Raw genomic sequence first — 12,223 nt, forward strand, 5'->3', positions numbered from 1 at the left:
CTTGTGGAGGAAATCCCTTGATAAATAAGACAAACCAAACAAAGTGTGGTAAACTTTTTAGAGTTACAGAAAATGAATGGAAGTTTCATTCATTTGAAAAAGGGAGAAAACGAGGGATATCATGTACCAATCTTACATATGGGATTTTGATGGAACACTTTACGACAGCTACCCAATCATGTTAAAAGCTTTTATTAAGACATTGAAGGAGTATGGCTTCGATCCAGATCCAGCGGAGATTTATTATATATTGAAAGATTCATCTTCCAAAAAAGTTGCTGAAAAATACAACTTAGATTTTCAAGAGTTCACTAAAGCATTCAAAGCAAATGAAGCGCTGGATGATCGTTTGCCGTTTTCCTTTGTAGGAACCAAAGAAACATTAGAAGCCGTGGTTGCTGCTGGTGGCAAGAACTACATTTTGACCCACCGCGATGTCGTTTCAACAAAAGAGCTGTTAGAAAAAGAACAGATGGCAGACCTGATCGTTGAGATCGTAGGACCGGAAAACAACTTTCCCCGTAAACCTGATCCAACTTCATTGATTTATCTTGTCGAAAAATATCATTTAGACAAAGATCAGACCGTCATGATCGGCGATCGTACGATGGATGTTTTTGCAGGACAAGGAGCAGGTGTCAAGACGATATTTTATGATATAGAAGGTATCTTAAAAGATGTATCCGCCGACCATACCGTCCAATCCATGGCTGAAATACAAGAAATCATTAAGTCTTGAGAAATCAAGGCTTTTTTTGTGCAAAGAAAGTAAGACATTCATTACTTATGATGAACGGTATAAACGTGGTTCTCATTGGTCTTCTAGTCTCGGCACAACAAACCAAAAAGAAGTCACGCCATTTTTCGACTCAGCGCCATAATCGAAGGCGTGAGAAGTCAAAATGGTTTTCACGATCGCTAAGCCGATGCCGGTTCCTTCTTTATGTCCTGCTTGATGTTGGACGCGTTGGTATCTTTCCCAAATGAGTTCGAGTTGTTCTGGAGGGATATCTTTTCCGGGATTGATGACAGCAACTTTTGTTCTTGTAGATGTATTCGTTAATTTGATCAAAAGACGCTCGTTTTTAGGTGTATGGTTGATGCCATTGTTTATTAAATTACGCAAAACCTGTTCCATTTTGATGCGATCAAAAAGAGCAATTCTATTCTTACTATCTGCTTCAAAATCGACAGTGATGTCATATTGATTGGCAATCCCTCTTGCGTAGGCAACGACGGAGGAAACCACCTCATATGTATTCCAGATTTCATTTTTAAGTTGTGTATAGCCTGCTTGCATGATAGAGAAATCCATGATGTCATCAACCATGGCACTCATACGGTGGGCTTCGCTGATAATTAGTTCCATATGTTCTTTTCGAAGGCGTTCGTCACTTCCAGAAACATCACGTACCATCTCCCCATAACCCGTGATCAACGCGAGGGGGGATCGTAGTTCATGAGAAACATTGGCAATCACTTCTTTTCGCAACACGTCTACTCGCTGAAGTTCTGTACTTAAGTCCGCAACAGATTCAGAAAGTGTACCTAATTCATCGCCACGGTTTAGTTTGGGTACGGAATAAAGCTCTCCGTTGGTTAAGCGGATGATGGCTTCTTTGATGGTTTTGATCGGGCGAATAAAATGCTGTGCTAAAAAAAAGGAGATCGTTGATGCAAAAATTGTTAATATGATGGTGAATAGAAAGAGTTGCTGTCGATTCATGCTTTGAAGCGCTTCGATTTGAGTGATCGTATTGGAGAGCAAAAGGGCAGCTGGGCGTTGGAAAAGAGTCGTAGGAACGCCAATAAGAATGGCAGAAGACTTTTCAAAGTCTTCTACAGCACTAAGGCTCTCACCGTTAAGGACAGTGGGTGCATGAGATAACAACCAGCTGTATTCGTTGCTCAACCCATCTATGTTTAATTGTTGTCCATTGTTAAATGTCGCCAGAATTTCGCCATACTCGTCGACTAAAAAAAGAGTCCCAACGATCGTTTTACTGAGGAAAAGCAATGGATCTTCTGGTAAATCATCTGGATCTACTGCCATTTCTTCAACAGCGGCAGCTGTTTCCTGAACTGTTTCTAAAAGTGATTCTTTCGTTACATTGATATAATTTGGTTCAAAGAGCAAAATTTGAACAGTCCATAAAAAAGCAATGCCAATGATGACCAGCAGCATATTGGCGGACCAAAGCCGCACGAGTAATTTACTTTTGATGTAAGTAAAACCTAACCGACTAGTCTTCATAATCAAATTTATACCCAACGCCCCAAACCGTTTGGATCAACTCTCGGTAATCCCCTAGACGCTCTCGCAAGGACTTGATGTGTGTATCCACTGTTCTGGTATCACCGAAATAATCGAAGCCCCAGACACCTTCTAAAATTGATTCTCGGCTCAAAGCAATATGATTATTTTTTGTCAAATAGACCAGCAGATCGAATTCTTTTGGCGTAAGCGGCAGAGGATTCCCTTTGATCGTTACAGTATGAGAAAAAACATTGACTTCGAGATCGCCATAAACGATCTTTTCGAACTGAAATTGACTACTTCGTTTCAACACAGCTTTGATGCGAGCCATCAGCTCTTTAGGGCTAAATGGCTTGGCGATGTAATCATCGGCACCAAGATTGAAGCCAAAGAGTTTGTCATACTCTTCCTTTCGAGCGGTAATCATGATGACTGGCGTGTTACAGCTACCTCTGATTTCCGAAAGCGTCTGAAAGCCATCTTTTCCCGGCATCATGACATCTAGGAGAATCAAATCGAATGAATGATTGGTTAATTTTTCCAAAGTTTCTTTTCCATCTGATGCTTCAAAACATAGATACCCTTCGATCTCCGCATAAGTTTTCACTAGGGCACGCATATGAGTGTCATCATCGACAATCAATATTTTTCGCAATTTTATTCACATCCTTAAAAATAATTTATATTTTTTAAAGTATATCACAGCATAATCGCTGAATTAATAGGAAATTGACTCTTTGAAAAATAATTGTTCTTTCCCTCACAAGATCATCACAAATACCCAATACTATAGAGGTATATTCGATCGAAAGGGGCGCTTTGGCGATGTATGACTATCATATAGTCAAAAAGAAAAAAGCGAAGAAAAATCGTAAGCTAGTCGGTCATTGGTTATACATAATCAGTCTTGCGCTTTTTATGGGGTTTTCTGCACGTTTGATTTACATTGTTCAAGTCGGTGTGATTGCTGGCGTCTCTTTGTCTGAAAGAATAGAAAATTTGTATTATAGTTCACGATCCATCGAAACAAGTCGAGGGGCAATTTTTGATCGGCAGGGGACAGTGATCGCACAGGATATTCTTTCCTATACTGTTCGAGCGGTTCTTTCTGAAGATTACATTGATAATGGCCGACCCATGTATTTAGACAGAGAGCGCTTTGAGGAGACCGCAACGATTCTTTCGGAGTATTTACCTATTTCTAACGAGCAAGTTTTGTCTATCTTGACAGACGGTGCGAATCAAATAGACACGCCTGTCTTTCAAGTGGAATTTGGCAATGTTGGCAGTGGTCTAAGTGTGACCACTCGAAATCAAATCGAAGCGGCGTTTGATGCAGCTGGAATCAATGGTATCTATTTCGATGCTCGTTCAAGTCGCAGCTATCCGAATGGCATCTTTTCTTCACATTTGATAGGGACAACGTCAGATGATGATGAAATTCGAGTCGGAGTTTCTGGATTAGAATATGTACTGAACGACTTTTTGAAGAATCAAAATGGGCGAGAGTCTTTTCAAGTCAATGCTTCAGGGAATCCTGTTCCTGCAACCAATCAAATGGTAGAAGAAGGCGTAGATGGGAACGATGTTTGGACGACATTAGATGCTCATCTGCAGTTATTCACTGAATCAGTGATGGATGAGGTTATGGAACAAACACGACCAGAGAATCTGACGGCTTTATTAATGGATGCGAAAACTGGAGAGATTTTAACGATGGCTCAAAGACCTAGTTTTCATCCAGAGACCCAAGAAGGAATTGCGGATGAGCACTTTATTTGGCGTAATCTTTTTACGGAAGAGATGTATGAACCAGGTTCGACCTTGAAGCTGGCAACCGTTGCGGCAGCGATTGATGAAGGTGTTTTTGATCCGACGGAACGCTACAATCCTGTGAGTATGCAGATTGAAGATCGAGTCATCAACGACCACGACTCAGGAGCAAATGGTGAGTTGACGATGCGGCAAGCGTTAGCTTGGTCAAGCAACACTGGGATGGTTCGACTTCAGCAACGGATCGGTTTTGATGCATGGGCGCAGTATTTAACTGATTTTGGACTAGGGAAAGTTACAGGAAGTGAGCTTCCCGGTGAGGTGCCTGGTATCTTACCTTCAAGAAATCGGGTGGATTATGCCATGAGTTCTTATGGCCATGCGATTGGGGTCAATCAGATGCAGATGATGCAGTTATTTAGCGCATTTGCCAATGGTGGCGAGATGATTCGTCCGCAATTGATTCGGCAAGTGGGAGAAGAGACCCAAGTTTTTCCAGAAGTCGTTTCTCAGCCTATTGCACAAACAGCGGCTGATGCTGTATTGGAATACATGACCGATGTAGTGACGGATGAACGCTATGGCACCGCTTATGATGTATACCAACTGACGAACCATGAGATTTCTGTCAAAACTGGGACTGCTCAGATCGCCAATGAGAATGGTCAAGGTTACATGACAGGAGAGTTTGATTATATTTATTCGGCGGTCTCGATCTATCCAACGGATGATCCACAGTTTATTCTTTACCTCACTATCAAGCGACCAGAAGAATACGATCGTCATACCTTAGCTAAAATTGCCAATCCATTGATGGAGCGTTCGATGGCGCTGCAAAGTTTTCGTGAGTAAAAAAGTTTCTTAACAGGAGCTTAAAAAGACATAGACCATCTAAGAAGTTTCATGCTGCAGCTGGTCAATTTTCCACAGGAATGATAGTCTTTAGAAAAGGCAGGACGGTTTATCAGCGATCCAATCTAGGGATGAATGAGTGGATAAACGATCGCGCTACAGCTAACACATAATGATTCATTGACGGAGGTGTCATATGAAAAAAATAAAATTCTTAATCAAAAGCATTTTTCTCATCGGACTTCTTTATTTTGTGAGCCAGATGATTACATGGCAAGACGGGCGCTTGGCATTTCGGGATGCTCGACTCAACGAGATCACTCAATCTCTCTCGTCCCAATTTTCTCCTTCACAAGACACTTCAGCCAGGCCATCGGCAGAAACACCTGCCCAGACATATTTATATAATGAATCACGACAAGTGATCGAAGAAACCTTTGGAGAAGCGATCAATGAATCAGCGAATAGGTATGGACTGAACTGGACTTCCTATCACGATGATTTTCGTAACTTCATGATGGTGATGTACGATGAACATGATATTGCGCAAGGGATCTATACGAATCAAGACACGATTCTTATCGATGACACGCTAGGTATCGGGTCTTCAAAAGCAAGCGTTCGTAATCAGATGGGTACGCGCCAAGAAAGTCTACAACGAGGATCAAGACGGTATCGCATCGATTCTGATGCCGACTATGATCTGTTCTTACAAGACGACCAATTGATTACTTTTTTCTATGATGTTCATGCCGAAGATACAGTGACTGCGATTCAAATCATCAATCGCTCGCTAGAAACACGCCATGCGAATGATTTTCGCCAAAATCAAGCCGCCATTTTAAGCGGCTTACGAACACAGTTATTTGAATTAACGAATGCCACCCGAGTGAAATTTGGTTTGTCGCCCCTTGGATTCAGTGAAGCAACCAGTGAGACTGCCGTCAAGCATAGCCAAGACATGGCAGAACATCGATATTTTGACCATATTGGGTTAGATGGATCGACTCCATTTGATCGGATGCAAGAAGACGGGATCAGCTTCACTGCTGCAGGGGAGAATTTGGCATTTGGCCAAGCCAGCAGTATTTACGCCCATCAAGGTTTAATGAATTCAGAGGGACATCGGGCAACGATTCTAAACGATGAGTATCAATTTCTCGGGATCGGTATTGCGATCGATACCAGCGAACAGCCATATTATACAACGTTGTATCACCGAGGATCGGCGTCGTGAATTCCTGAATTGCTTGAAATTGATTAGTTAAAAAACACTGCTCATTTGAGATTGCTGCGTTAGCAGCATCAAGTGAGCAGTGTTTTTTTGTCGATAAAATGGTGTGCAGCAGTATTGTTTAGTTTTGACGGTAGGCATGAGGAGAGCACTGATACTTCTTTTGAAACAGCTTATAGAAGAATGAGACATTTTTATAGCCGACTTGGTGTGCGATTTGTTCCACAGGCAGAGAAGAGCTTCTCAACAATAAACTGGCTTGATTGAGTTTTAATTCTTGAAGGATCGTCACAAAGGATCGACCAAGCTGCTGACTGATACGGCGACTCAAATAGCTCGGGTTGTATCCAAATGCATCCGCAACCGAAGCTAGTGTGCAAGTAGCGAAATGTTTCTCCAGATAGTCCAACACTTCTCCGAGGTACAGTTGGTCACTTTTTTGCGACTCGATCCGTTGTTTTTCCTGGAAGTTACGAACGAGTTCGGAAAAAATAATGATCATATAGGAATGGATGACCTCATGAGAACCGAAGGAGGGATTGAAGAACTGGGCCAAGACCCCAAAAATCGCATCAATCAAATAGTCGTTGTTACTCGTTTCAAACACTAGGTATTGATTGTGCTTTTGGCTTTCAGATAACGCATTGATGGCAAAATCGGCGATCATGCTATTGGATGCCAACCGACTGAGCATCTGGGTGGAAAAGTACTCTTTGCTGATCAAAAAGTTAATAACAATGTCGTCTTGATTTGTTTCGATAATTTGGTGGATCACCCCAGTATCTAGTAAGCAAAAGTCACCTGCCTTTAGGATCACTTTTTTCTCATTGATCATGATCGTGACTGTTCCAGAAAAAACATAATTCATTTCGATAAAATCATGCTGATGTAGTGGTGTAGAAGAAAAGCGTGCATGTTTTAAAATCAAGAGCTGGCTTGTCTTAAGAAATCCGCTATCCTGCGGTCGTTTTCGTATGAGACGAGAAAGGTGTTTTTCGAAGGTATATTGGTAAATTGGCTCATTTTTCTCAGTGTAGACTTTCTTGAAATCCTCATAATTGTATGGAAGGGTTTGCGTCTTTTTAAGGGCTATTTCTTCAGTAGTCGTCAATTGTTGTAACTGCTGCAGAATGTTTTCTTTATCCATCGCTTTCTCCTTAGGTAAAAAATAGTCAATGAAATAGTAGAGTATCGTCATTGAAGACAGGTAGAGATAGTATATAATACTTGTATGGTAGCGTTATCAATTATCATAATCCGGATGATAATAATAGTCAATAGTACCAGCAAATTCGAAAGAAATGGGGAATCACCATGAACCACGACAAACCATCATTAGGGGATAAGATCCAAAGTACCCTTGGTCCATTTGCAAGTAAAGTTAATGGGAATATTTATATTACTTCAGTTAGGGATGCAATGTTAGCTTACATGCCATTCACCTTTATTGCGTCGATCTTTTTAATTATTGCTTTTTTTCCGATCCAACAAGTGACCGATTTTATTACTATGGTGTTGCGAACAGAAGATGCTAGTGTCTGGCAAGAGAAATTGCTCTATGTCAACAATGCCACACTCGCAATCGGTGGTTTGCTAGTTGTCATTTCCCTCGCAAAATCACTCGCAGAAAAACTTGAAACAAACGTTTTGCAATGTGTCTTAACTGCTTTTGTTTCCTTTTTACTATTAACACCGTTGGATGCAATGGAAGCAGGGTCTTTTTTAGATATCACCCGCGTTAGCGCGCAATCGATGTTTTTAGCGATTATTGTCGGTATTTTTAGTACAGTTCTTTATAAAAAAATTGAGGGTAAAGGAATCAAAATCAAAATGCCAGCAGCGGTACCACCAGCTGTTTCTGGTCCATTCGAATCGGTGATTCCATCTTTTCTTGTCATCACGACGATTTGGGTCATCCGACTCATCATCGAAGCCTTATTTAACAGTGATGCCATGACGTTGATCAATGGGACCCTTGGGATTCCATTAACTATGTTAGGTGGCTCCCTAGTTGGAATGGTCGTTGTGAAAATTTTCGAGCAATTCCTATGGTTTTTTGGCCTTCATGGAACCTCGATCATTCAAGCAGTGATGGACCCAATCCATCAAGTCCTTGAAGACCAAAATCGTGTGGCATCAGTGGCGGGAGAGATTCCAACGAATATTATCAGTATGAGTTTTCGGAATCATTTTGCTTCGATTGGCGTCGTTGGTGCGATCATTGCTATTTTGATCGTAGCAAAAAGTAAACAGTACAAAGAGGTTGGAAAAATTGCTAGTGTTCCTTATATTTTCAATATCGGTGAACCAGCGTTGTTCGGGATACCGTTGATGTTGAATTTCAGTTTTATCATTCCTTTTGTTTTTGCAAATGCCGTCACAACGATCGTCGCTTACTTTGCTTTTTATTTCGGGCTAGTCCCGATCCCAACTGGGCTTGCGCAAATTCCGTGGACGACTCCGCCGATCATTAGCGGCTATTTTGTCACTGGTAGTATCATGGGCGCATTGTTACAAATCGTCTTGATCGTGATCGCAACGATGATTTGGTTGCCATTTATCAAAGTTGCTGATAAGCAGATCTGTGTTGAAGAAGCACAATAACCCACGAAAGGAGCAGCTTATGAAAGAAACGATAACCATCAACGGAATGACAAAGCCATTAACAGTGGATTTAAATGATCCGATCCTTATTGAATGGTCGATGACCAATCACCAAGGCTACCGATTGCAAATTTTCAATGAACAGCAGCAAGCAGTGTATGACGTTTCCAACATAGCCGCTTCTGAGAATAAAATGGCGGTCCACTTGCCACAGCATCTGCAGCGAAAAAAATATCAAGTCAAATTGACCGCCGGAGCAGGAAACGATGTCACCAGTTACAGTAGTGTGTTTTTCACGATAGCAAAGCGTGAGAAACCTAAAGAAACTATGGGCAAGTGGATCACTCGCTTAGATGATCCTATTAAAAAAGAACGTTTTTACTTTTCAGAAGAGAAAAATAGCTGCTTGTCTCGCTCTTTCACACTGGAAAAGTGTCCTTCCTATGCAGTGATTGATTGCTGCGGGCTTGGTTTTTATCGCTTGTCTGTTAATGGAAAAACGGTATCAGATGTTTATTTAAACAGTGATGTAACGAACTATGATCGAGTCGTCTACTATGATACTTATGAGTTAACTGATTTTTTACAGGAGGGAGACAATCGGATCGAAGTTGAACTTGCGAATGGCTGGTACAACCCTGCTCCGATTGAGATTTTAGGTCGGTATAACATCCGAAAACAACTAGCGATCGGCAAACCCTGTTTCTGGGGGGAGCTTCAGTTAAATGATGGAGGAGAGAATCGCTACATTTACTCAGACAATCAGTGGCAAAGTAGTTTTGGGCCTTATTTGCAAAACAATCTTTATATAGGAGAAATCGTTACCGATGTACCTGATCCTCGTCCAGAAGGAAAAACGGTACAAATTGCTGGACCCGCGGGACGTTTTAAGCCAAGCTTTATTCCAAAAATCAAGCGCACACAATCGATCGTTCCCCAAAAAATGACCGAAACTGCAGCGGGACTGCTCATTGACTTCGGTCAAATCATCAGCGGTCAATTTACTTGTACTCTTGAGGAAGATTTCATTGGTCGGATCAGAATCAGCTATGCAGAAACATTAGACGAGCAAGGCAGCCCTGATTATACGTCTACGATCAGTGGAACTTATGGCGTCTACGATCCCTATGAAGGGAAGCAGCCAGATGATCCTATCGTTCAACGAGACATCATTGAGAAAACGGCAGCGAAGACGTTCGTTTTTGAAAACCGTTACACGTATCATTCCTTTCGCTATGTGTTGATCGAGACGAAACCTGCTGACAACCTTCAAGCGATTGTAGGAGCAATCAAAGCCTATCGCTTGCATACGGATGTGAAATCGTTGGTGACACTTGAAACCTCCGATCCTTTCTTGGATCAGTTATGGGCGGTTGGACAAGCCACGCGGTTGAACAACATCCACTCTTATTTTGAGGACTGCACTCGTGAGCGCTTTGGTTATGGTGGGGACATCGTTGCGTTACTACCAACGCAGATGGCAGATCTGGCGATTGAGCCGTTGTTGGAAAAAGTGTTGTGGGATTTTGCCAACGACCAACGATCGGATGGTGCAATGACTGCAACTGCGCCATTTGTAGGAATCATGACAAATGGTCCATCAAATGGTGGTGGTGCGTTAGGGTGGCAATTGGTAGTTTCAGAGCTTGCTTTGGCCTTGGTGAAGACCTATGGAAAACAAGCAGCGGTTGCCAAGCTGCGTCCACAGTTGGAAAGGCATCTCAACTATTTACTCGCTTTTGATTTTGATTATATCGCCCAGTGCTGTCTCGGCGATTGGGGAGCAATTGATGAAACTCAGCAAAACGGGGTTATTACTTCGCCAGATCAGTCCTTTTGCTCTGCCTGCATGTATCTGCTTTTACTACAGCGTTACCAAGAATTGATCGACTTGAGGATCATTGGTAAAGAGGACTATTGTCAGCGAGTGACAGCAGCGATCCAGTACACGACACTGCAAATCAAACAGAAGTTTTCTAAAGAAAATGAGCAATACGGTGCGGGCACCTTGTCTAGCATGATCTTTGCAATGAAGACAGGACTCAGTGAGAAAAAACGAATATTGCCAAAACTAGTACAACGGATCAAGCAGCAAGAGGGTATTTTCTCTTTCGGCATCTTCGGGATGGCATGGAGTTATCAGTTGCTGGCTGAAGCTGGCTATAATGATATTATTTTTGATTGGTTAACGAGGAAATCTGCGCCTAGTTATGCAGCAATGCTGGCAAGCGGAAATGGCACTTTGATGGAACATTTTCCAACGCCGCAACATTCAGCCACTTACGAGGGTTCGTTGAATCATGCCATGTTTGCTTCTTATGGGTATTGGTTTGTCCGTCATTTATTAGGCATTCAGGTGACAAGCGCTGGGATACTGATACAACCAGCATTCGATGTACCTATAGCCCATGTCAAAGGCTCCTTACAAAGTACGTTTGGATTAGTAGCTTTAAGCTGGGAAAAGACTGATCGTACCGTTCGCTTAACGGTGGAGTTGCCACGAACATGTGGCTATGAAATCAGTCAGATGAAAGGTTTTAGAATAGTCAGTGAGAAAATAGAGGATGAGGGGGGGCATCAGCGGATCTGCTGTTTGTTTGAAAAAGAATAGACAACTAAAAGCAACCAGACAATCTTTATGAAAGTTTGTCTGGTTGTTTTATACACTTTTTTTAATCAAAAGTGACGTTGATTGTGACGATCTCACTGGTTGTACCTAGTCTTAGAAGCGGTCCCTAGGTACCAACACCAGAAGAGACGATGATTTGTTCACCGGATGCTGCTTGTAAGTGACCATAATCGATCTCGTAAAAAGCCTTGGTCACTAAATTAAAAGGGAAAAGCTGTCCATGATGTGTATGTCTAGATAAGATGAGATCCACATCTTGATAGTCAGACAGAGGCGAAGGTTGATGATCCGTGAGGATACCAGGATAGGAAGTCATCTCTGGTGCGACTAAAGCTGACAAGTCTGCTCTTAGCATCGTTCCTTGATAACCAATAGGTGAAAGATCTTTGCGACCAATAAGATAGAAAGCTTCGTCGAGCAAAATTGCTTCATCAGAGAGTATTTCGATTCCTGCTTCCTGGATAAACGATAGCATTTGCAAGAAAGTGGCTCCAGCACCATGATTCCCCAAAATCAAGCAATTGCCATAAGTTGATCATAATTGTTGAAGTGATTCGATGAGTTGATTTGGGTTTGAAATTGCCTGAAGATTGCCATCGGAAAAGTCACCAACAACTAATACGATATCGGGATGAAGCTGGTTGATTCGAGCAACTCTTTCTTGACCATTCACATATCCTAAGTGTAAATCGCTAAACATCACGATCTTTAGTGATTCTAGAGGACTTTTTTGTCAATCTTTACTTTATACGTCGTATGGACAATACGATTTGCCGACACAATCCCATAAATCAAGTAGCTTATGATTAAAACGATCGACCCTATACCAATCAGCGGCTTTCCTTTTTCAGAAATGTTGATCGTTCCTATATTC

At 41.9% G+C, this 12,223-nt stretch carries 10 protein-coding genes; 5 read left to right on the forward strand and 5 right to left on the reverse strand.

Going from position 1 to position 12,223, the window contains the following annotated elements:
* Positions 1 to 121: 121 nt before the first annotated feature.
* Complete coding sequence (locus IGI94_RS07190; RefSeq protein ID WP_400450261.1) at positions 122 to 739, forward strand: HAD-IA family hydrolase; 618 nt, start codon at positions 122 to 124, stop codon at positions 737 to 739.
* Positions 740 to 811: 72 nt separating this feature from the next.
* Here IGI94_RS07190 and IGI94_RS07195 read toward each other — a convergent pair whose 3' ends face one another.
* Both IGI94_RS07195 and IGI94_RS07200 read right to left on the reverse strand, forming a co-directional pair.
* Positions 812 to 2,254 carry a sensor histidine kinase gene (locus IGI94_RS07195; protein WP_438899597.1) on the reverse strand — a complete coding sequence of 481 codons (1,443 nt, stop codon included), beginning with the start codon at positions 2,252 to 2,254 and terminating at the stop codon, positions 812 to 814.
* Positions 2,244 to 2,912: a response regulator transcription factor gene (locus IGI94_RS07200; RefSeq protein ID WP_086372848.1), complete on the reverse strand. Its 669-nt coding sequence runs from the start codon at positions 2,910 to 2,912 to the stop codon at positions 2,244 to 2,246. The genes IGI94_RS07195 and IGI94_RS07200 overlap by 11 nt, the downstream gene beginning before the upstream one ends.
* A gap of 170 nt (positions 2,913 to 3,082) precedes the next feature.
* On the opposite strand from IGI94_RS07200, the gene IGI94_RS07205 reads away from it, so the two are divergent.
* Both IGI94_RS07205 and IGI94_RS07210 read left to right on the forward strand, forming a co-directional pair.
* Complete coding sequence (locus tag IGI94_RS07205; RefSeq protein WP_086372849.1) at positions 3,083 to 4,882, forward strand: penicillin-binding transpeptidase domain-containing protein; 1,800 nt, start codon at positions 3,083 to 3,085, stop codon at positions 4,880 to 4,882.
* A gap of 196 nt (positions 4,883 to 5,078) precedes the next feature.
* Positions 5,079 to 6,119, forward strand: coding sequence for a CAP domain-containing protein (locus tag IGI94_RS07210; protein ID WP_008381363.1), 1,041 nt, complete (start codon positions 5,079 to 5,081; stop codon positions 6,117 to 6,119).
* Positions 6,120 to 6,237: 118 nt separating this feature from the next.
* Here IGI94_RS07210 and IGI94_RS07215 read toward each other — a convergent pair whose 3' ends face one another.
* Entirely contained in the window at positions 6,238 to 7,263 is a 1,026-nt protein-coding gene (locus IGI94_RS07215) for an AraC family transcriptional regulator (protein WP_438899598.1), read from the reverse strand.
* 167 nt (positions 7,264 to 7,430) lie between these two features.
* Here IGI94_RS07215 and IGI94_RS07220 point away from each other — a divergent pair, with 167 nt between their 5' ends.
* Entirely contained in the window at positions 7,431 to 8,720 is a 1,290-nt protein-coding gene (locus tag IGI94_RS07220) for a PTS sugar transporter subunit IIC (protein WP_438899599.1), read from the forward strand.
* 19 nt (positions 8,721 to 8,739) lie between these two features.
* Positions 8,740 to 11,331 (forward strand): family 78 glycoside hydrolase catalytic domain, encoded by a 2,592-nt coding sequence (locus IGI94_RS07225; RefSeq protein WP_176462026.1) that lies wholly within the window; start codon positions 8,740 to 8,742, stop codon positions 11,329 to 11,331.
* Between the two features lie 124 nt (positions 11,332 to 11,455).
* Here IGI94_RS07225 and IGI94_RS07230 read toward each other — a convergent pair whose 3' ends face one another.
* Together IGI94_RS07230 and IGI94_RS07235 are read right to left on the reverse strand one after the other, a co-directional pair.
* Entirely contained in the window at positions 11,456 to 11,830 is a 375-nt protein-coding gene (locus tag IGI94_RS07230; protein ID WP_050790971.1) for a hypothetical protein, read from the reverse strand.
* A gap of 54 nt (positions 11,831 to 11,884) precedes the next feature.
* Entirely contained in the window at positions 11,885 to 12,049 is a 165-nt protein-coding gene (locus IGI94_RS07235; RefSeq protein WP_005236285.1) for a hypothetical protein, read from the reverse strand.
* Positions 12,050 to 12,223 lie beyond the last annotated feature (174 nt).

The organism is Enterococcus sp. AZ149 (assembly GCF_051714285.1).
Lineage (GTDB): Bacteria > Bacillota > Bacilli > Lactobacillales > Enterococcaceae > Enterococcus_D > Enterococcus_D entomosocium.